General features: G+C 64.9%; 17 protein-coding genes and 1 tRNA gene. 5 read left to right on the top strand and 13 right to left on the bottom strand.

What is annotated here, in order from left to right; translation table 11 throughout:
- Positions 1–2: 2 nt before the first annotated feature.
- Complete coding sequence (locus ASD14_RS05925) at positions 3–308, bottom strand: YerC/YecD family TrpR-related protein (protein WP_056130380.1); 306 nt, start codon at positions 306–308, stop codon at positions 3–5.
- A gap of 137 nt (positions 309–445) precedes the next feature.
- Between ASD14_RS05925 and ASD14_RS05920 the strand changes: the two genes are divergently transcribed.
- Positions 446–2305: a diguanylate cyclase gene (locus ASD14_RS05920; RefSeq protein ID WP_056130378.1), complete on the top strand. Its 1860-nt coding sequence runs from the start codon at positions 446–448 to the stop codon at positions 2303–2305.
- A 15-nt stretch (positions 2306–2320) separates the two neighbouring features.
- Here ASD14_RS05920 and ASD14_RS05915 read toward each other — a convergent pair whose 3' ends face one another.
- Complete coding sequence (locus ASD14_RS05915; protein WP_056130375.1) at positions 2321–4207, bottom strand: aromatic amino acid lyase; 1887 nt, start codon at positions 4205–4207, stop codon at positions 2321–2323.
- The gene (hisS, locus tag ASD14_RS05910) at positions 4204–5604 is read right to left on the bottom strand and encodes a histidine--tRNA ligase (RefSeq protein WP_200947023.1); all 1401 of its coding nucleotides are present in this window, start codon (positions 5602–5604) and stop codon (positions 4204–4206) included. Before hisS ends, ASD14_RS05915 begins: the two co-directional genes overlap by 4 nt.
- Before the next feature lie 189 nt (positions 5605–5793).
- Here hisS and ASD14_RS05905 point away from each other — a divergent pair.
- Positions 5794–5870 (top strand) — tRNA-Pro (locus ASD14_RS05905).
- Positions 5871–5931: 61 nt separating this feature from the next.
- Here ASD14_RS05905 and ASD14_RS05900 read toward each other — a convergent pair.
- From ASD14_RS05900 to ASD14_RS05855, 10 genes are all read right to left on the bottom strand, one after another.
- Positions 5932–7215: a glutamate-5-semialdehyde dehydrogenase gene (locus tag ASD14_RS05900; RefSeq protein ID WP_056130371.1), complete on the bottom strand. Its 1284-nt coding sequence runs from the start codon at positions 7213–7215 to the stop codon at positions 5932–5934.
- The gene (gene proB, locus ASD14_RS05895) at positions 7212–8342 is read right to left on the bottom strand and encodes a glutamate 5-kinase (protein ID WP_056130368.1); all 1131 of its coding nucleotides are present in this window, start codon (positions 8340–8342) and stop codon (positions 7212–7214) included. The genes ASD14_RS05900 and proB overlap by 4 nt, the downstream gene beginning before the upstream one ends.
- Positions 8343–8479: 137 nt before the next feature.
- Positions 8480–9775 carry an argininosuccinate lyase gene (gene argH / locus ASD14_RS05890; protein ID WP_056130365.1) on the bottom strand — a complete coding sequence of 432 codons (1296 nt, stop codon included), beginning with the start codon at positions 9773–9775 and terminating at the stop codon, positions 8480–8482.
- A gap of 68 nt (positions 9776–9843) precedes the next feature.
- Complete coding sequence (gene argC / locus ASD14_RS05885) at positions 9844–10788, bottom strand: N-acetyl-gamma-glutamyl-phosphate reductase (RefSeq protein ID WP_157475120.1); 945 nt, start codon at positions 10786–10788, stop codon at positions 9844–9846.
- 1 nt (position 10789) lies between these two features.
- Entirely contained in the window at positions 10790–11425 is a 636-nt protein-coding gene (locus tag ASD14_RS05880) for a GNAT family protein (RefSeq protein ID WP_056130359.1), read from the bottom strand.
- Positions 11425–12747, bottom strand: a complete 1323-nt coding sequence (locus tag ASD14_RS05875; RefSeq protein ID WP_056132168.1) for an acetylglutamate kinase — start codon at positions 12745–12747, stop codon at positions 11425–11427. The genes ASD14_RS05880 and ASD14_RS05875 overlap by 1 nt, the downstream gene beginning before the upstream one ends.
- An 11-nt stretch (positions 12748–12758) precedes the next feature.
- Complete coding sequence (locus ASD14_RS05870; protein WP_056132164.1) at positions 12759–13841, bottom strand: acetylornithine deacetylase; 1083 nt, start codon at positions 13839–13841, stop codon at positions 12759–12761.
- Positions 13842–13944: 103 nt separating this feature from the next.
- A complete protein-coding gene (locus ASD14_RS05865; protein ID WP_056132161.1) occupies positions 13945–15141 on the bottom strand; it encodes an argininosuccinate synthase in 1197 nt (398 codons plus the stop codon).
- A gap of 61 nt (positions 15142–15202) precedes the next feature.
- Positions 15203–16219, bottom strand: a complete 1017-nt coding sequence (locus ASD14_RS05860; RefSeq protein WP_056130356.1) for an N-acetylornithine carbamoyltransferase — start codon at positions 16217–16219, stop codon at positions 15203–15205.
- Between the two features lie 294 nt (positions 16220–16513).
- Complete coding sequence (locus ASD14_RS05855; protein ID WP_056130353.1) at positions 16514–16957, bottom strand: hypothetical protein; 444 nt, start codon at positions 16955–16957, stop codon at positions 16514–16516.
- Between the two features lie 107 nt (positions 16958–17064).
- On the opposite strand from ASD14_RS05855, the gene cysS reads away from it, so the two are divergent.
- The 3 genes from cysS (at position 17065) to ASD14_RS05840 (ending at position 20225) form a co-directional block, all read left to right on the top strand.
- Positions 17065–18432 carry a cysteine--tRNA ligase gene (cysS, locus tag ASD14_RS05850; protein WP_056130350.1) on the top strand — a complete coding sequence of 456 codons (1368 nt, stop codon included), beginning with the start codon at positions 17065–17067 and terminating at the stop codon, positions 18430–18432.
- Between the two features lie 96 nt (positions 18433–18528).
- Positions 18529–18966: a SufE family protein gene (locus tag ASD14_RS05845; protein ID WP_056130346.1), complete on the top strand. Its 438-nt coding sequence runs from the start codon at positions 18529–18531 to the stop codon at positions 18964–18966.
- Positions 18963–20225, top strand: coding sequence for an MFS transporter (locus ASD14_RS05840; RefSeq protein ID WP_056130342.1), 1263 nt, complete (start codon positions 18963–18965; stop codon positions 20223–20225). Before ASD14_RS05845 ends, ASD14_RS05840 begins: the two co-directional genes overlap by 4 nt.
- The last annotated feature ends 107 nt before the right edge of the window (positions 20226–20332 follow it).

Genomic DNA, 20332 nt, shown 5'->3' with positions numbered 1-20332 from the left:
CCTCAACGCGAGCCACGGCGCTTGAGTGCCGCCGCATAACCGCCCGCACCGCGCTCGAACGTGCGCGCTACGCGGCCGATGGTGGTAACACTCACCAGGGTCCGCTCGTGGATTTCCCGGTATGGCACGCCATCGGCGACGAGCGGAACCACCTTCCAGCGGTCGCTCATCGCTTCCAGCTCCGCCGGGGTGCACAGGTCTTCCAGGAATGCGCGCACCTGCGCGGCGGTATTGAGCCGCTGCAGGGCGTTGGCGAGGTCGTCGATGGCGTCCTCGGCCTGGTCGGTGTCGTTGGGGCGGCGTTTCATGTCTGTCCAAATGTATTAATGCGCTAATACATTAGTCCATCATCACCACACCGGTCAACACGCCCTTGGTACTCCTGTCTGAATGCGCTCATCGCTCGCGACCCCGCGAATTCCCTGAAGTACACTCGCCGCTGGACATGCAGGCCGTGCAAGCGGCTGCCGAGGGGCGGATGGGGATCGTGCGCGCGCTGCTGGGAACCTGCCTGGGCTGCCTGCTGTTGCTGGCCGCGGTTCCTGCGCTTGCGGACCACACGGTGGTCCTGACCGATGGCACGCCACGCGTTCCACTGTCCCCTTATGTCGTGTACTACCACGACATGGCGGCGAAGGATTCGCTTCAGGTCGCCGCCCACAAGCTCGCGGGAAACCAGTTCACCCGGCTGCCGGACGAAAGCGCCGCATTCGGTTTCCAGAAGGGCGCGTACTGGTTCCATGTGCGCCTGCTCAATCGGTCGCAACGTGAGCAGCGCTGGCTGCTCGTCCAGCAATACGCGCTCAGTGATCACCTGGACGTCTACGCGAATTACGCCGACGGGCGCACGCAGCACTGGAAGGGCGGCGATGCCCTGCCCTTCAACGAAGGTCGCAGCATCCGTTACCGCCATCCCAATGTCCTCGTCGACCTGCCGCGCGAACAGCCGGTCGACGTATTCGTTCGCGTGCAGAGCCAAAGCTCGATGCAGGTCCCGCTGACGCTGTATACGCAACCTGCTTTCACCGAGATGTCGCGCGATGCGCAGCTCGGCATGGGCGTGTACTACGGCATCCTGCTGGCGCTGTTCTTCTACAACATGGTGCTGTGGTTGTCCCTGAGGGATGCAAGCTACTTCTGGTACCTGTTGCACATCAGCGCGTTCGGGCTGGTGCTCTTCACGCTCAATGGGCTCGGCTTCGAATACCTGTGGCCGAACTCGACCTGGCTCGCCGACAAATCGGTTCCGCTGTCGATCTGCCTGTCGCAGGTTGGCATGCAGCAGTTCACGCGCACGTTCCTGGGGTTGCGCGAGCGCTGGAAGCTGGGCGACCGCATTACCTTGGGCATCATCGCGTTCTATGTCGTGCTTGGCCTCGCGGCCACGCAGCTCCCGTACCACATCTCCACCCCCATCGCGTCGGCCTCCGTCTTCCTCAGCATCACCTGGGTGGCGACGCTGGGATTGATGATCACGCGGCGCGGCTACAAGCCGGCGGTGATCTTCCTGCTCGCATGGGCGATGTTCCTGCTAGGAACGGGGATGTTTGCAGCGGTCGCCTTCGGCCTGGTGCCGAAGGTGTTCTTCACCGAATACGGCAAGGAGATCGGTTCCGCGCTCGAAATGCTGCTGTTGTCGATCGGCCTGGGTTACCGCTATTCGGCATTGCGCACTGAGAACGAACGGATCATCCGCGAGGCGCGCGACCAGCTCGAACAGAAGGTGAGCCAGCGCACCGCCGAACTCAGCAACGCACTCGGCCAGCTCGCCGATGCGCACGCGCGCCTGCGCGAGTCCAGCCAGCGCGACGGCCTGACTGGTTTGCACAACCGTGCGTATTTCCGCGAAGGCTTCGAAAGCCTCTTGTCGCAGGCGCGCAGCGGGCGGCGGCTGTCGCTGCTGATGATCGACCTCGACCACTTCAAGCAGATCAACGACCGGCATGGACACCTGGTCGGCGATGAATGCCTGCGCTGGGCCGCCGGCGTGATCGGCCAGACATTGCGGCAGCACAATGCATTGCTGGCGCGTTTTGGCGGCGAGGAATTCGTGGTCGCACTGCCGGGCATGGACCTCGACGCCGCTGCAGGCGTGGCCGAAGAACTGCGTTTGCGACTGCGCGCCGAGCCGTTCAAAAGCCAGGGTGCAACGATCGTGGTGACCGCCAGCTTCGGCGTTCATGCAGTGGATACGAACGTGCGCGGCGGCGTGGAAACCGCGCTGCAGATCGCCGACGACGCGCTCTACCGGGCGAAAGCCGACGGCCGCGACTGCGTGCGTACGTCGGCCGTTCTCGCCGCCTGAAGACCGCGCCGCGGGTCAGCCGCGCGCGGCGGACAGCACCACGCCTTCCCTGACCAGCCACACCGCGGTGGCGACTTCGCCATCGAGTGCGCGATCGCGCGCCAGGAACGGAATGTGTTCGCGAATTGCCGCATGCGCGCGAGCAACCGCGTGACCCGGATGGAACGCCTCGGCGCCAGCCAGCTCGGCGCGCAGGCCTTCGACTTCACGCAGGAAACCATCGTGGTCACCGCCGCCGGCGAGGGGCGGCCCCTGCACCTTCGCAGCCAGTCCGACGGCATCGGTATGCGCAGCGAGCGAACGCGCCGCGTTGATCATGTCGCGGCGCAGGTCCAGCGCCTGAGCGGCGGTGTACAGCTCCAGCGCGAGCACCTTGCCCATGTCGTCGGCCATCGCGAGCACGTGGCGCGCTTCGTTGGCGCCCATCGACACGTGGTCTTCGGCATTTGCGCTGGTCGGGATCGAATACACCGACGCCGGCATCGCGCGGCTGGCGAGATCGTTGACGATCGCCGCCGCGGTGTACTGCACGATCATGAAGCCGGACTCGGTGCCGTCCTCGTTGCCGATCAGGAAGCCTGGCAGCCCATCGTTGGTAGCACCGTCGACGAGCTTGTTGAGGCGGCGCTCGGAAATGCTCGCCAGTACCGGGATTGCCGCCTTCACGTAACTCATCGCCAGTGCGAGCGGCATACCGTGGAAATGACCTGCGGAGATCACCTGCTGCTCGACGTGTTCCGCCTTCGCATCCGGGAACACGATCGGATTGTCGGTGAGCGCATTGAGTTCGATGTCGAGCACGCGTCCGGCCTGCGCCAAGGCGTCGCGCACGGCGCCGTGCACCTGCGGGATGCAGCGCAGCGAATAGCTGTCCTGCGGCTGGTGCTTCTTGCCCCCACGGAACGGGCGGAAACGCTGGTAGAACTTCTCGCGGCCATGGCGTTGCGTGAAGGGCACCCAATCCCAACCGATGTCGAAGCGAAGCTGCTGCGCCTCGGCGTCATCCCAGCTCTCCGGCAGCCACGGGCGGAAACGCGGCACCAGGTGGTAGGCGATGTCGCACAGCGTCGAACCTTCCAGCAGGCGTCGCAGGTTGGCGGCGGTTTCAACCTGGCCCGGATGTGGACGCAGTGCATGCACTTCTTCGGCGAAGGCGCCCAGGCGGCCGGCGAACGCGTCAATCGTCATCGCGGCGGCGAGGTCCGCGGTCTCCACCAGCACTTCGAGTTTGGCGAGCGCCAACACGCCGGTCGCGAGCATCTGCGCGGTACCGTTGTTGAGCGCGAGGCCTTCCTTGTACGAGAGCTTTACCGGTTGCAAGCCGGCGCGTGCAAGCGCATCGGCACCGGCAAGCCGCTCGCCCTGGTAGAGGGCTTCGCCGCCACCCAGCAGTACGATGGCGAGATGCGACAACGGCGCGAGATCGCCGCTGGCACCGACCGAACCGAGTTGCGGCACGACCGGCACGATGCCCGCATTGAGCAGATCGGTCAGCGCCTGCAGGATCTGCACGCGAATTCCCGAATGCCCGCGCATCAGCGTGTTGATGCGGATGCACAGCATCGCGCGCACGACTTCCGGCGCGAAGGGCTCGCCCACGCATACGGCGTGGGTCACGATGAGGTTGCGCTGCAGCTCTTCATGCAGCGTTTCGTCATTCGCCTCCCGGCCCGGCAGCGAGTCGCGCAGGCGATGCGCCCCCAACAACTTGTCCGCGTTGCTGCCGAAACCGGTGTTTACTCCGTAGATGGGCTCCTCGCGACGGGCCTGTTCGGCAAGGAAATCCGCGGCTCGTTGCACTGCCGGCAACTGCTCCGGGGCGAGTTCGACCGCCGCACCATGCGCAACGGCAACCAGTTGCGCCCGCGTCAGCGAACGTCCATCGAGGCGAACGGGTTTCATGCTTGCTTTCCTTGCAGAACTTCCGCCTGCGCGAGTTCCACGCGCAATGCGCTAACCAGTTCGTGGCGGCTGATGGTGAACTGGTCCTCGCGGCGCAGGTCCTTCACGGTGACCGTGCCGTTCGCGATCTCGTCCTCGCCAAGCACGATGACGAAGCGGACGCCTCCGCGATCGGCGTACTTGAACTGCCTTGCGAGCTTGCCAGCCTCCATTACCACTTCGGTATTGAAACCGCCGCGGCGCAGGTCGTTGGCCACCGCCAGGCAATGCGGCAGGTGCGCCGCTTCCATCTGCGTAACCAGTACCTGCACGGTGCTGCCCGTCGCGGTGCGCAGCAGGCCCGCTTCGCGCAGCTGCCAGAACAGGCGGGTCAGACCGATGGAGATGCCGACGCCCGGAAGCTTCGACTTGGTGTAGTGGCCGGCGAGGTTCTCGTAACGGCCGCCGGAGCAGATGGAACCGATCTGCGGATAGTCGTTGAGCGTGGTTTCGTACACCGTGCCGGTGTAGTAGTCCAGGCCGCGCGCGATGGAGAAGTTGAGCGCGTAGTGCGTTTCAGGCACGCCCATCGCATGCACGAGCTCGAGTACTTCGCGTAGTTCTGCAACGCCTTCGCTCAGTGAATCGTTGCCGTCACCCAACGCGTCGAGCTGCGCCAACGCATCGGCGCGCGAAGTCGAACGCACGTTGACGAACGCCATGATGCGGTCGACCGCCTCGGTGGAGAGCCCGAAACCTTCGCCAGTCAGTGTTTCGCGAACGTAGTCCTCGCCGCGTTTGTCGAGCTTGTCGACTTCGCGCAGCACCAGTGCCTGCAGCTCGCCATCGGCGACGCCCTGCGCCTCGAAGAAGCCGCGCATCAGCTTGCGGTTGTTCATCTGGATCGTGAACGCGCCGATGTCCAGCTCGGAGAAGACCGAATAAATGACTGCCGGAATCTCCGCATCGAAGCGGACGCTCAGCGAATCCTTGCCGATCACGTCGATGTCGCATTGGTAGAACTCGCGGAAGCGCCCACGCTGCGCGCGTTCGCCGCGATACACGCGTTGCATCTGGTAGCGGCGGAACGGGAATGCGAGATCGTGCTCGTGCTCGGCGACATAGCGCGCCAGCGGCACGGTGAGGTCGAAGCGCAGTGCAAGTTCGGGGAGGCCTTCGCCCTGTCCTTCGGCGGCCTTGCTCAGCGCGCCGGTCGACTGCACGAAATACACCTGCCGCTCCGTCTCGCCACCGGACTTGGTGAGCAGCACGTCGGACAGTTCCATCACCGGCGTTTCCACCGGCAGGAAACCGAAACGTTCGTAGTTGCGGCGGATCACGTCCAGCATGCGCTGGAAGGCGATCTGGTCAGGAGGCAGCAGCTCCATGACCCCGGGCGGGGTGCGAGGCTTGATCAAGCAGGTGCTCCAGTATCTGGGGGCCCGAAAACACGGCTTTCGTAAGAAAGTCCGGCGCGGAAGCGCGACGTCACAGTTTAACTGGCGGCAGGGCGCGAAGCCTCGTTTTCGTGGCCGTGGCATCTGACCACTTGCCCGGACATACTTGCCGGAACCGGGACGCACCTTTAGAATGCCGGGCTCTGCCGTCGGGGTGTAGCTCAGCCTGGTAGAGCGCTACGTTCGGGACGTAGAAGTCGCAGGTTCAAATCCTGTCTCCCCGACCAACCGATTTGCGAAACAGCCGGCCTTGCGCCGGCTTTTTCGTTTGCATGTCCCTTGCCGGACCTAGGTTCTCAGCCGGGATCCGGGGTGCCGCACCTGCCCTTCCCCACGCACGACGAAACGCTCGATCGTCAACGACTCCGCGCCCATCGGCCCGTAGGCATGCAGGCGGGTCGTCGAGATGCCGATTTCCGCGCCGAGGCCGAGTTCGCCGCCATCGTTGAAGCGGGAAGACGCGTTCACCATCACCGCCGAACTGCGCGTGCCGCGCACGAAGGCTTCCGCTGCAGCCCCGTCTTCCGTGGCGATCACCTCGGTGTGGTCGGAACCATGCCGCGCGATGTGCGCGAGGGCGTCGTCCAGGCTGTCGACGACACGTGCCGCGATGATCAGGTCGAGATATTCGGCGTCGAAGTCGGCTTCGTCCGCCGGCTTCACCTCCACGCCGGCATAAGCCGATTGCAGCCGCGTACGATCGCAGCCCCTTGTTTCCACGCCATTTCGGGCTAGGAGCGACAGTGCGCGCGGTAGGAAGCGGGCGGCGATGTCGCGATGGACCAGCAGCGTTTCCACGGCATTGCACACGCCGGGACGCGAAGCCTTGCCGTCCACGAGAAGATCCAGTGCCCGCTCCACGTCGGCCGCGGCGTCGACATACAGATGGCACACGCCCTTGTAGTGCTTGATCACTGGAACCCGCGCATGCTCGGCGACGAAACGGATCAGGCTTTCACCGCCGCGGGGAATGGCGAGATCGACCAGGTCGCTCAGCTGAAGCAGTTCCAGCACGTGTTCGCGGGCGGGATCGGCGACCAGCGAAACCGCCGCTTCCGGCAACTCCTGTGCGCGCAACGCGGCATGGAGACATTCGGCAATGGCGGCATTGCTGTTGCGCGCCTCGGAACCGCCACGCAACAGCACCGCATTGCCCGCCTTGAGGCAGAGTGCGGCGGCATCGGCGGTCACGTTCGGGCGCGCTTCGTAGATCATGGCGATCAGTCCCAGCGGCACGCGCTGGCGTTCGATCACGATGCCATTCGGCCGTGTCTCCCGACGGGTTACCTCGCCCAGTGGATCGGGTTGCGCGGCGATCTCACGCAGTGCATCGGCGATTGCAAGAAGACGGGGTTCGTCCAGCAACAGGCGATCGAGCATGGCCGTGCCAATACCGGCTTCGCGTGCGCGTGCGATGTCCTGTGTGTTGGCTTGGAGGATTGTCGCCGTGCCGCGTCCGATTTCATCGCCCATGCGGCCAATCAGCGCTCGGCGCTCGTCAGGATGAAGCACGGCGATCGCGGCCTGCGCCTCGCGCGCCTGCAGTGCCATGTCGCGCACGTACCCGCTCATTCGGCCACCTCCAGCAGCACAAGGTCGTCGCGGTGGATCACCGACTCACCGTAGCGGAACCCGAGCACGGTTTCGATGTTGTTGCTGTGGCGCCCGACGATGCGACGGATTTCATCGGCGCCGTATTGGGCAAGTCCGCGCGCAAGCGGCGCAGCCCCGGCAACTGAAACCACTTCGATCACGTCGCCGCGACGGAAATCGCCCTCCACTCCGGTGACGCCACCTGGCAGCAGCGAAGCACCGCGCCGATGCAATGCCGATGCCGCGCCTTCGTCGATACGCAGGCAACCTGAAGCGGGTGCGTGGCGCAGCCATTGCTTGCGTGCGCGCAGGCGGTCGCCCTGTGCGCGGACCAGCGTGCCGCGTAATTCATCCTTCGCCAGCGCGCTCACCACTGCTTCGTCGCGGCCACAGAACAGTGCAGTGGCAATGCCGGCCGTGGCGGCCTTGGCCGCCGCTTCGAGCTTGGTTCGCATGCCGCCCGTGCCCAGTACGCCGGCTGCGCCACCGGCGGCGGCGAGCAGTTCGGGCGTGACGCGTTCGACCTGCGTGATCGGCACGGCATCCGGGTCGCGCTGCGGGTGCGCGGTGTAGAGGCCATCGATGTCCGTCGCGATCAGCAGCAGGTCCGCATCGACGAGCGACGCGACGGCGGCGGCAAGATTGTCGTTGTCCCCGAGCTTGAGTTCGTCGACTGCAACGGTGTCGTTTTCGTTGATGACCGGCAGCGCGCCCAGGCGCAACAGTTCGCGCAGCGTCGCGCGCGCATTGAGATAACGTCGGCGATTGCGCAGGTCATCATGGGTCAGCAGCACCTGCGCGACCGGCGCATCGAGCAGCTGCTGCCAGAACGATACGAGCGATGCCTGGCCAAGAGCGGCAAGCGCCTGGCGAAGTACCAGTCCATCGCCGCCCGATGCGACACGCGAACGTCCCGCGGCAACCGCGCCCGAAGACACCAGCACCACCTCGCGCTGCTTCGCCCGTGATTCCGCGATGAAGCGCGCGATTCCGGCCGCGTGGCGGGGATCCAGGCCACCCTCGCCCGCCAGCAGGCTGCTGCCGATCTTCAGGACAGCGCGGCGCCACTGTGGCAGCGGTTGTGGGGTGAAGCCGGGACCGCTCATCGAAAAACGCCTGTGTAACCGGGCAAGCACCCGTTGATTGAGTCGCGCCCGGCAACGACTTGCGGTCGTATCCGGGCTACTTCATCCGAGCATTCTTCGCATCACCAACGCCAACGCGATGACGAAGCTTCATATCCTCATGCGGCCGGAATGGCTTCGAGCCGCTGTTTCAGTACCTGCAACCTGAGATCCGCCGCTGCACCCGGCGAAACGCGAGCCGCGAGGCTCGCCTCCGGATCGCCTTGGGCCCAGCGTGCCGGATCGGCGGCCTGGCGGTAGGCCTCGCGGAACGGCAGGCCTTCGCGTGCGAGGTCGACAGCGAGATCGGTTGCGTACATCGACGGGTCCAGCGCGGCGCGCATCGCGTCCGACCTCCACTCCAGATTGCGCAATAGGTCTGGCAGCAACTCGAGTGCACCCAAGCCTCGACCGAAGGCGTGGAAGATCGCGCCCTTGGAGAACTGCAGGTCGCGGTGGTAACCCGATGGCAGCGAGAGCAGTTGTTCGATTTCCGTGCGTGCGGCCGCGGCCGCGGAATAGCTCGCGCGCATCAGTTCGATCACGTCGGGATTGCGCTTGTTCGGCATGATCGAACTGCCGGTCGTGTACTGCGGCGGCAACGCGACGAAACTGAATTCGGCGCTGGTGAACAGGCTCAGGTCCCACGCCAGGCGGCGCAGGTCGAGCAGCGCCGACGACAGGGCCTCGATCGCAGCCATCTCGAACTTGCCGCGCGAAAGCTGCGCGTATGCCGCCGACACCTGCATGCGGCCGAAACCGAGCGCTGCCGTGGTGTGGTCGCGATCCAGCGGCAGGTTGACGCCATAGCCGGCCGCGCTGCCAAGCGGATTTGCGTCGACCCACTCCAGCGTCTGCCGTGCGCGCAGTGCGTTGTCGATGAAACCTTCTGCCCACGCAGCCCACCACATGCCCAGCGACGACACGACGGCACGCTGCAGGTGGGTGTATCCCGGCAGTGGTACCGAAGCTTCGGCTTCGGCACGGGCCAATGCGATTTCCGCGGACTCCCGGCTCAGCGCGACCACGCGCGCGAGGCGATCCTTCAGCCACAGGCGCGTGGCGACGAGGATCTGGTCGTTGCGGCTGCGACCGGTATGGATCTTCTGGCCGGCATCGCCGAGGCGTTCGACCAGGCGCGCTTCGATCGCGGAATGGCCGTCCTCGAAATGTTCATCCAGGATGAAATTGCCCGCACGGAACTCATCGGCGAGCACGTCCAGTTCGCGCTCGAGCCCCGCGAGTTCATCGGCCGTGAGGATGCCGATGCGTTGCAGCCCCTGCGCGTGCGCGCGACTGGCCTGGATGTCGAAAACGAAGAACTCGCGATCGAGGATCACGTCTTCGCCAGCCAGGAACTGCTGGATGCGTGCATCGACCTTGACGCCGGGTTTTTGCCACAACAGATCGGACATGGTCGTATTCCGTGGGGTGGGCCCTGGCCCACCATTATTTTCGGCTCGCGGCGGGCCTGGGGCCCGTCCTACACCGGAATCCCGGTGGTTTCCGGGAATCCGAACGCGAGATTGAGATTCTGCAATGCCTGTGTCGCCGCGCCCTTGAGCAGGTTGTCTTCGGTGGATACCACCACCAGTCGCGTTCCATCCGCGCTCAGGGTGAACCCACCGACATCGACGTGGTGGGCATTGGCGATGTGGCTTACCCACGGCGCCTCGTCGACCACGCGTACCAGCGGCTCACCGGCGTAACGCTGGCGGTAGCGTTCGACCACTTCTTCGCGCGTGAGCGCGTTGCGCAGGTGAAGATTGGAAGTGATCGTCAGACCGCGGAAATGCGGGGCGACATGCGGCATGAATTCGATGGCATGGCCAAGCTGGTGTCCGACCTCGCGCTCGTGCACGTGGTTGGCCAGCGAATACGGCATCAGGTTGTCGCGCAGCTTTTCCGGATCGTTTTTGTCCGACGGCGTGGTGCCCGCGCCGGAATAACCCGATACGCCGAAGCACTGCACCGGACCCTCGATCTCACCGAGCATCGGTGCAACCGCGAGTTGCATCGCGGTCGCGTAGCAACCCGGGTTGCTGATGCGGCGCTGGCCGGCGTACTTCGCACGGGTGAGTTCGGGCAGGCCGTAGTACCAGCCGTCGTCGAAGCGGTAGTCGGCCGATAGGTCGACCACCAGCGTGTCCGGCGCTATGCTGTCGAGCGCCGCAACGAACGGCGCGGCCTTGCCGTTCGGCAGGGCAAGTACCAGTGCATCGACGCCCCGCCCTGCGGCCTCCTCCGGACCATAGGCGACGTACGCCAAATCGCCTCGATAGCCCGCCTCGTGATCGGCCAGCTTCTGGCCAGCACGCTCGCGCGAGGAGACGAAGGCGAGCTCCAGCTCCGGATGCGCGGCGATGAGGCGGATCAGTTCCGATCCGACATAGCCACGCGCACCGATGATGCCAACGGACCTGGCCACGTCAGAGTTCTCCCTTTTGATCGCGTTGCTTCGAAGAATTCAGTTCGAGCTTGTGGGCCAGGTTGCGCTTAACCGCCGGCCATTCCGACTCGATGATCGAGAACGCCACGGTGTCGCGCACACTGCCATCGGCATGGCGCCGATGACTGCGCAGCACGCCATCCTGCTTCGCACCCAGGCGGGCAATCGCTGCACGCGAAACCTGGTTGAACCAGCTGGTTTCGAAGCCGACGCAGATGCATCCCATCGTTTCGAAGGCATGGCCGAGCAGCAACAGCTTGGCTTCGGTGTTGAGACCGGTGCGCTGAACGCCCGGCGCGTACCAGGTATAGCCGATCTGTACGCGTGGAACGACCGGGTCGACGTCGTAGTAGCGCGTGCAACCCACGATCACTCCTTCCGCATTGCGAACTACGAACGGCAGCGCCTGTCCCTTCGCCTGCATTTCCAATGCGGCGGTTATGTAACCACCTGCCTGTTCCGGGGGCGGCACGTTCGTGTACCACAGCGTTGAAAGCTCGCCGTTACCGAGTGCGGCACGCAGCCCGTCGGCATGCGAAAGGTGCAATGGTTCCAACACCACGTGGCGACCACGCAATGTCGGAACGGTCGTCCAATGAGACGCGTCAGTATCCATCAGTCCGCCAACGTGGGAACGCGCATCGCGCAATGCGCCACGCAGCGTTCGATCTCGCCGAACCCCTCCACCCCGTACCAGAACACCTTCCACTTCTCCTGCTTGTAGCAGCCGTCCGACTCCGAGTAGTAGAACGGATTGACGGAATTGCCGTGGCGGGAACGCCAGAACAGCCGCGGATTCTGTTCGCGCATCACCTGCCATACCGCGCGGCCGAGTCCTTCGCCCTGCGCTTCGTCGAGCACGGCGAACTTGTCGAGATAAATGCCTGCATCTTCCGCGGTGAGGATCACCGCGGCGCGGTAGTTCTCGCTGACGTAAGCGCGATGCAGGCGCGTGCGTTCGAAGTAATCGGGCACCAGGCGGCGGCCGAAGGCGGATTCGATCAACCCGCGCAGGCGCTCCGGATCAAGGTCCTTCCACTCCGACACCTCCAGTACGCGCTCGCCACGACGAACCAGCGTGCCGGAACCCTTGTGCGTGAACAGTTCCTTTGCCAGTTCGGACGGCTTGGTGATCGACACCGAAGACGTGAGCGGCAGCTTGTCCAGCAGGTCCTTGATCTGCTCGATCTTCACGCGCATGCCGCCGTTGATCCACGGCTGTTCGATGAGATGCTCGTATTCGGTGGACAGGTTGATCGAATCGATCACCCGCCCGTTGTCGTCCAGCAAACCACCGGTGCCGGTCAGGAACACGATCTTGTACGGCTGCAGCACCTGCACCAGTTCGTTGGCGGCGAAATCGGCGTTGACGTTGAGGATCTGTCCGCCGGCGGTCTCGCCCAGGCTGGCGATCACCGGAATGGAGCCGGCCTTGAGCGCGGCCTCGATCGGCGCGAGGTCCACGCGCTTCACTTCGCCAACGAGGCCATAAGTGTCGCGATCCAGGTATTCGGCTTCGAACACGCCCGAGACGATCGAAGTCGCGCGCGCGTCGAATGCCTGCAGCGACTCGACGAGCTTGAGGTTCTGCGAATGGAAGACCCGGCGCACGATCGCCAGCGCTTCCGGCGAGGTGATGCGCAGGCCATTGACGGTCTGCTTGACGATGCCAGCCGCCGAGAGTTCCTCGTCGAGCTGCGGGCCTGCGCCGTGAATCACGATCGGCGTAAGGCCGACGTCCTGCAGGAACGCCAGCGAGGACGTCAGTGCGTCGAGGTCGTCGCGCAGCACCGCCCCGCCGACCTTGACCACGGCAAAGCGCTTCGCGTCCAGCTGCGAAAAGCGCTTGAGGTACTGCGAGATCTCCTTCGCGCTGGCCATGCTCGAAAGCAGGCGGACGATGGTCTGGCGCGTCTGGATGTCACGGGCGTCGTTCATGACGGTGATGTTCAACCGAGGATCCTGGTAATCGATGTTGTGTAAGCGTTGAGTTGTTCGAGCGACACCCATTCATCGGCAGTGTGTGCCTGGGCGATGTCGCCGGGGCCGTAGACGAAGGCAGTGAGGCCGGCTTCCGAGAACAACGAGGCTTCGGTCCAGAAATCGACCGCGTTGCCGATGGGGAATTCCAGCGAATCGGCCAGGTCGCGCGCGGCAAGGCGCCTCTGCTCTGCATTTGCGACGTTGCCGCTCGGCAGCGAAGGGCCGTGAAACGTGGCTTCGTAGGATTCGAGCGCATTCGATCCGGGCAGCGCGCGGAAGTGTTCATGCAATGCGTCGATCGGCATCGACGGCAACGGACGGAAACCAAAGCGCACCTCGGCGCTCGGCGCGATCATGTTCGCCTTGATGCCGCCTTCCACGCGACCGATGTTGAAGCGCAAGCCGGTGAGTCCGCCGAAGCGCTGGTGCGATTGCGACTCGACGAATTCGAGCGCCGCATTGCCCCAGCGCATAGCGTTGTGCAGGGCACTCGCCTGCAGTGCGTTGGCCCCGGAAGCGTGGCCGGCATTGCCGCGGAACTTCATCAGCACCGAAGCGATGCCGCGGTGGGCCAGTACCGCTTCGCAGTTCGTAGGCTCGGCGATGATCGCTTCGCGGAAGCCGTGGTCCTTCGCGAGGAAGGCGGCGATGCAGCGCGCATCGTTGGCTTCCTCGTCCGTGCTGAAGAGGAACGCGGCATCCCCCTTCGTCGCCGAAGCGGCCACCAGGAGACTCGCGGCGGCCCCCTTGATATCGCAGGCGCCGAGTCCGATCGCCCGGTCGCGGGTGATGCGCAGCTTGTGCGGATCGGCCGACCAGGCTTCCGACGACGGCACGGTGTCGAGGTGCACGTTGAACAGCCGCGTGGGATTGCCACGCACTGCCAGCATCGACACGGCACCGGCACCGTGATCCGTAACTTCGATACGGAAACCGTCGAGTTGCGAACGCAAGTAATCGAAGATTCCCCCCGTGCTGATGTCGCGCGGCGGGTTACGGGTGTCGTACGACACCAGCGCTTCGAGATGTTTGATGACGGTATCGAACATGTGGTTTCCGGCTTGGCCTGCCTTGGCCTTGTAGAGCGGCTTGCTCCGCTGCACTTCGGCGTTTTGGGAGAAACGGCGGAGCAGTTCCGCTCTACACAGTGGGTTACTGGCGATTGACCTCGGCCCAGAGCGTCGTACTCATGCCAAACAGCTTGATGAAGCCCTCCGCCTCTTCGACGCCCCAGTCCGCCGACTGCGCATAGGTCGCGCCCTTGGCGTTGAGGATGTGCTTCGAGTCGATGGCCACGGCGTTCACTACACCACCCTGCGTTTCGAGCACCACCTCGCCGGTCACGGTGGACTGGCTCGACGCGAGAAACGCTTCCAGGTCGGTCTTCAGCGGATCGTGGAAGAAGCCTTCGTACACCAGCTCCACCCACTTGCGCGCGACCTCAGGCTTGAAGCGGTTCTGCTGCTTGCTCAGCACGGCTTCTTCCAGCGCGCGATGCGCGGTGAGCAGCGAGATCAGGCCCGGCGCTTCGAAGATGATGCGGCCCTTGAGGCCGATCGTCGTGTCGCCGGTGTAGATGCCGCGGCCGACGCCATACGGTGCGAACAGCGCATTGAGCTTCGCGAGCAGCTTGTGGCCTTCGATCTTCTCGCCGTCGAGCGACACGGCTTCGCCGTCGACGAAACCGAGCTTCACGCGCAGCGGCTGCGCCGGCCATTCGGCGCGCGGCTTGCACCAGCCGCGTGCGCCTTCGCCCGGCGCTTCCCACTTGTCGATCTCGCCACCGGACATGGTCAGGCCGAGCAGGTTCTCATTGATGGTGTAGGCCTTCTGCTTGGCGCGCACGCCGAAGCCGCGCTCTTCCAGGTACTTCTGCTCGTAGGCGCGCGTCTGCGTGTGTTCCTTCTGGATTTCGCGGATCGGCGCGACGATCTCGTAGTCGCCGAGCGCCTTCACGGCGAGGTCGAAGCGCACTTGATCGTTACCCATGCCAGTGCAGCCGTGCGCGATCGCCTTCGTGCCGAGTTCGGCGCAACGCTTCAGTGCCGCATCGACGATGAGATAGCGGTCGGACACCAGCAACGGGTACTGGCCCTGGTAGCCCTCGCCCGCCCACACGAACGGCTTCACGAATCCTGCCCAGATCGCCGGACCGCCGTCGACGGTGACATGCGAGGCAACGCCCAGTTCGGCGGCCCGCTTCTCGATGAAGTCGCGCTCTTCCGCGTCCACGCCGCCGGTATCGGCGAACACGGTATGCACGTTCCAGCCGCGCTCCTGCAGGTAGGGAACGCAAAAGCTGGTGTCGAGGCCGCCGGAGAAGGCGAGGACGATGTCTTTGTTGGCCATTGCTTGTTTCTCGTCGGTGGAGATATCCACCTGGGTCGCGGGGAAGAAGTCGGGGAAGAAATCAGGACACCAGCGCGGCCATGATCGCCTTCTGCACATGCAGGCGGTTCTCGGCTTCGTTGATGGCGATGCATTGCGGCGAATCCATTACCGCGTCGCTGGCCTTGACGTTGCGACGCAGCGGCAGGCAATGGCTGAAGACGCCGTTGTTGGTGAGCGCCATCTTCTGTTCGTCGACCATGAAGTGCCTGTACTGGTCGCGGATGGGCTTCTCGGGACCCCAGTTGCCGAAGAACGGCAGCGCGCCCCAGCTCTTCGCATAGACAACGTCAGCGCCGCGGTAGGCGCTCTCGATATCGTGGCTCACGTTGAGCGAACCACCGCTTTCGGCGACGTTCTGTTCGGCCCAGCCCATGTAGCGCTCGTCGAGGATGTAATCGGGCGTCGGGCACAGCAGGGTCACGTCCATGCCCATGCGCGTGGCGATCGTCAGCGCCGAATTCGCAACCGCGGTGTTGAGCGGCTTGGGGTGGTAGGTCCAGGTGAGCACGTACTTCTTGCCGCGCAGGTCGGTGGTGCCGAAGTGCTCCTGCAGCGCGAGGATGTGCGCGAGTTCCTGGCAGGGATGTGTGATCGTTTCCATGTTGATCACCGGCACGGGCGAGTACTTCGCGAAGCTCTTGAGGACGATGTCCTCGCGGTCGTAGGCCCAGTCGATGAACTTCGGGAACGCGCGCACGCCGATCAGGTCGACATAGCGACCCAGCACCTGCGCGACTTCCTTGATGTGTTCCTCGGTGTCGCCTTCCATCACGGTGCCGAGGTCGAATTCGATCGGCCACGCATCCTTGCCAGGCTGCAGCACGACGGCATGCCCGCCGAGCTGGAACGCGCCCAGTTCGAAGCTGGTGCGTGTGCGCATCGACGGGTTGAAGAACACCAGCGCGACCGACTTGCCCCTGAGTTCGTCGCCGAGCCTGGTCTGCTTGAAGATCGCGGCCTGGGTCAGCAGCGCGTCCAGGTCCGGACGGGACCAGTCCTGGGTATTAAGGAAATGCTTTATCGAGGCGGGCTTCATCGCGGTCTCCTGAACGAATCGGTGAACTGCCGGGCCCGAAAAGCAAAAAAGCCCAGCGCAGAGGCTGGGCTTTCCGTGTGTCATGCCGTCGTGACAACCGACGGCGCGTACGCGCGTTACCCAGCCAGGATTGGCGGCAACGGTCGGCGCGCGCGCGAGGTCATGCCCGCCGCCATCCAGGCGGAGGTCATCACGTCAGCGTCGGCGCGCAGGGTCTTCATGAGGGCGCGAATGCTCGCACGACAGGTCCATGGGCGCAACCCGCGTGCCATCACCATCGGGAATATCGCCGCGTCAGGGCGTGGTCGCGCCGGGCACGGCCGGGGTAATCGCGATGCGGATGCGCAGGCGATTGCCCGGATCCTCGGGCAGGCGCGAGCGGAACTTGGCGCCTTTGTAGACGTAGTCGACGTCATACGCGATCGGGCGGCGGAACTCGCGCTCGACCGGGACGGCACGGCAGTTGCCGTCGGTCTGCTGGGCTTCCTCGCGGCGCAGCGCATCCTTGATCGCCCCGACCGCACGCGAAATACGCGAATCCGATTTCGCCTGCGGCTCGCAGCGCTGCTCGGTGCGGGTGGCGGTGAGCGTCTGGTAAACCGGGGTCACGCGCAGGACCTGGGCGTAGTCGTAGCGCACGTTCTCCTGCTGGATCACCGTGTGCTGCGCGGCGACCGGGCCCGTCCAGAGCACGAGACAGGTGAGCAGGAAGGGCAGCAACAGACGGAGAAGGATCATCGCACTCGGGTTCGCCAGGACCGGACGATTGTAGGCGACAGTCGCGCCGAAGCCCTGAATCCCGGCTTTAGGCCGCTAGAATTGCAGCCAATCACCGCGGTATTCCCATGAGCCTGCAACTCTTCAACAGCCTGACGCGCCGCGTCGAACCCTTCGCGCCCCTCGATCCGTCCCGCGTGACCATGTATGTCTGCGGCCCGACGGTCTACAACTACGTGCACATCGGCAACGCACGTCCGTACGTGGTGTTCGGCGTGCTGGCGAACCTGTTGCGTCGCCGGTACGGCGCGGTTCGTTATGCCCGCAACATCACCGACGTCGACGACAAGATCAACAACGCCGCCCGCGAACAGGGCGTGCCGATCGGCGTGATTACCGCTCGCTTCGCGGCCGCTTATCGCGAAGACATGGCGGCGCTGGGCATCGCCCCGCCGGACATCGAGCCGGAAGTCACCGCGCACATCCCGCAGATCATCGAGATGATCCAGCAGCTGATCGCCAACGGTCACGCGTACGAAGCCGAGGGCCACGTGCTGTTCGCGGTCGGCAGCTTCGGGGGCTACGGCAAGCTGTCACGCCGCGACACCGATGAAATGCTCGCCGGCGCCCGCGTCGAGGTCGCCCCCTACAAGCGCGATCCCGGCGATTTCGTCCTGTGGAAACCCTCCACCGATGATCTCCCCGGCTGGGATTCGCCGTGGGGACGCGGCCGTCCGGGCTGGCACATCGAATGCTCGGCGATGGCGGCGGCACACCTGGGCGAGACCATCGACATCCACGCCGGCGGCGTCGACCTGCAGTTCCCGCACCACGAGAACGAGATCGCGCAGAGCGAATGCGCCCACGGCGGCCGCATCTTCGCCCGTTACTGGCTGCACAACGGCATGCTCAACTTCGGCGGCACCAAGATGAGCAAGTCGCTGGGCAACATCGAGAAGATCCACGATCTCGTCCGCGCGCATCCGCCCGAAGCGCTGCGCTATGCGCTGCTCTCCGCGCAGTACCGGCAGCCGCTGGAATGGTCGGACGGACTGATCGAACAGAGCATCCGCACGCTCGATCGCCTCTACGGCACCCTGCGAGACTTGGCAGACGTGGATGCGCCGGCAGTGATTCCGCCGGGCGTGGAAGCCGCGCTCGATGACGACCTCAATACGCCTTCGGTACTGGCCGAGATCGCACGCATCGCCGGTGAGGCGCGCAAGGCGGAATCGAACGAGGCCCGACAGCAACTGAAGTCCGACCTGCTCGGCGCCGGCTTCGCGTTGGGCCTGCTGCAGCAGGATCCCGCCGCCTGGTTCGCGCGCGGCACTTCCGGCGACGACGACGTCCGCATCCAGGCGCTGATCGACGAACGCAATGCGGCGAAGAAGTCGCGCGATTTCACGCGTGCCGATGCGATCCGCGACCAACTGGCCGGCGAAGGCATCCTGCTGGAAGACACGCCACAGGGCGTGCGCTGGAAGCGGGCGTGACGGGTTGTGCGCTGGGCGAGGCAATCTCGTCCACCCCTGCCCTGCGTGTTGATCACGCAAAGATGTCGCGGGGATGTCCGCGGTAAAATCACCTCCATGGATGCCTCGACCTTCCCCCTCGAAACCAGCGCCATCGACGCGCAGGGCGCCATTCGCGATGAATTCGCCTTCTTTGGCGACTGGTCGGAGCGCTACCAGTACCTGATCGATCTCGGGCGCAAGCTGCCGCCGTTCCCCGATGAGTGGAAGAGCGAGGAAAACCGCCTGCACGGCTGCCAGTCGATGGTGTGGATCGTCGCCTCCGGCAATGCCGACCGGCTGGACTTCCAGGCGATCAGCGACTCGGCGATCGTGTCGGGCCTCGTCTATCTCGCCCTGCGCGTGTACTCGGGTCGCAGCGCGAAGGAGATCCTCGCCACCGAGCCGGACTACATCGCCGACATCGGCCTCGCGAAGCATCTTTCGCCGACGCGCAGCAATGGCCTGATGGCGCTGCTCGGCTTCATCCGCGACCGGGCGCAACAGGCACTGTGAGTGCCGCGGACGCGGGCGCCGCTGGTGGCATTGCGGCGCTGTTGCGCAACCGCGGCTTCACCGGGCTGCTCGGCTATCGCCTGCTGGCGCTGCTGTCGTACCAGATCGTCGCGGTCACGGTCGGCTGGCACATCTACGAGATCACCCGTGACACGCTCGCGCTCGGCCTGATCGGCCTGGCCGAAGTCATTCCTTATTTCTGCTTTGCCCTGTTCGCCGGTTATGCGGTGGACCACCTGCCACGACGCAAACTGGGCATGGCGGCGTGCCTGGGATTGTCGGCGACCACGCTGGTGCTGGCAGGCGTTGCGGGTGGCGTGGTGCCCGCGGGATTCGGTCGCTTCGAAACGATCACCATCTACGCGGCGATCGCTGTCAACGGCATGGTGCGCGTGTTCTTCGCACCGGTGTACATGTCGCTGCTCGCGCGCGTGCTCAAGCGTGCGGACTATCCGCGTGGCGCTGGCATCAGCAGCGTCGTCATGCAGAGCGGGCTGGTGCTGGGCCCGGCACTGGGCGGCCTGCTGGTGGCATGGGGCGGCAAGACCACGGCGTATCTCGTAGCGGCCATATTCGCCGTCGTCGCGTCCGTTGCCGTGATCACCCTGCGCGTGACCGAACCGCCCCTGCCTTCGGAACGCGCGCCAGTCTTCAAGAGCATCGGCGAAGGCCTGCGCTTCGTGTTCAACAACCAGGTCGTATTTGGGGCGCAGGCACTGGACATGTTCTCGGTGCTGTTCGGCGGCGCGGTGGCGCTGCTGCCCGCCTTCATCAAGGATGTGCTGCATTACGGGCCGGAAGCTCTGGGACTGCTGCGCGCCGCTCCCGCTGCAGGCGCGGTCGTCATCGGCATCTACCTGGCCCGCCGTCCGCTGCAGCGGCATGCCGGGCGCGTGCTGCTGATCGCGGTCGCCGGGTTCGGCGCGTGCATCATCGGCTTTGCGCTTTCACGGGAGCTGTGGCTCTCCGCGCTGTTCCTGATGATGTCGGGCATGTGCGACGGCGTTTCAGTGGTGCTGCGCTCCACGATCCTGCAGCTGGCCACGCCAGACCACATGCGTGGGCGCGTGTCTTCGATCAACGGCATCTTCATCGGCTCATCGAACGAACTGGGCGCATTCGAATCGGGTGTCGCCGCGCGCCTGCTCGGGCTGGTGCCCTCGGTGGTATTCGGCGGCTGCATGACGATGCTGGTCGTTGCGGCGACGACGAAACTGGCCCCGAAGTTGAGACGGCTGGATCTGCGCGAATTGCATTGATTTGCGCGGTTCGCTCGTATGCGCAGCGCAGGCTACAGAAGCAAGAGGGACCGTAGCGTGCTGTGCGCACGAGACGCACCGCGAACTGATGGCGACATGAAAGCGCC

This window comes from Lysobacter sp. Root494 (assembly GCF_001427225.1).
GTDB lineage: Bacteria > Pseudomonadota > Gammaproteobacteria > Xanthomonadales > Xanthomonadaceae > Agrilutibacter.
Note: the sequence above shows the minus strand (reverse complement) of the source record. Positions and strands in the feature narration are given on the sequence as shown.

Excerpts from the sequence above, each read along its gene's own strand:
- ASD14_RS05855 (WP_056130353.1), bottom strand. The coding sequence starts at position 16,957 with ATGATCCTTCTCCGTCTGTTGCTGCCCTTCCTGCTCACCTGTCTCGTG.
- ASD14_RS05915 (WP_056130375.1), bottom strand. The coding sequence starts at position 4,207 with ATGAAACCCGTTCGCCTCGATGGACGTTCGCTGACGCGGGCGCAACTG.
- ASD14_RS05860 (WP_056130356.1), bottom strand. The coding sequence starts at position 16,219 with ATGAAGCCCGCCTCGATAAAGCATTTCCTTAATACCCAGGACTGGTCC.
- argH (WP_056130365.1), bottom strand. The coding sequence starts at position 9,775 with ATGTCCGATCTGTTGTGGCAAAAACCCGGCGTCAAGGTCGATGCACGC.
- ASD14_RS05925 (WP_056130380.1), bottom strand. The coding sequence starts at position 308 with ATGAAACGCCGCCCCAACGACACCGACCAGGCCGAGGACGCCATCGAC.
- ASD14_RS05900 (WP_056130371.1), bottom strand. The coding sequence starts at position 7,215 with ATGAGCGGGTACGTGCGCGACATGGCACTGCAGGCGCGCGAGGCGCAG.
- proB (WP_056130368.1), bottom strand. The coding sequence starts at position 8,342 with ATGAGCGGTCCCGGCTTCACCCCACAACCGCTGCCACAGTGGCGCCGC.
- ASD14_RS05920 (WP_056130378.1), top strand. The coding sequence starts at position 446 with ATGCAGGCCGTGCAAGCGGCTGCCGAGGGGCGGATGGGGATCGTGCGC.
- cysS (WP_056130350.1), top strand. The coding sequence starts at position 17,065 with ATGAGCCTGCAACTCTTCAACAGCCTGACGCGCCGCGTCGAACCCTTC.
- ASD14_RS05875 (WP_056132168.1), bottom strand. The coding sequence starts at position 12,747 with ATGAACGACGCCCGTGACATCCAGACGCGCCAGACCATCGTCCGCCTG.
- ASD14_RS05865 (WP_056132161.1), bottom strand. The coding sequence starts at position 15,141 with ATGGCCAACAAAGACATCGTCCTCGCCTTCTCCGGCGGCCTCGACACC.
- ASD14_RS05870 (WP_056132164.1), bottom strand. The coding sequence starts at position 13,841 with ATGTTCGATACCGTCATCAAACATCTCGAAGCGCTGGTGTCGTACGAC.
- ASD14_RS05845 (WP_056130346.1), top strand. The coding sequence starts at position 18,529 with ATGGATGCCTCGACCTTCCCCCTCGAAACCAGCGCCATCGACGCGCAG.
- ASD14_RS05880 (WP_056130359.1), bottom strand. The coding sequence starts at position 11,425 with ATGGATACTGACGCGTCTCATTGGACGACCGTTCCGACATTGCGTGGT.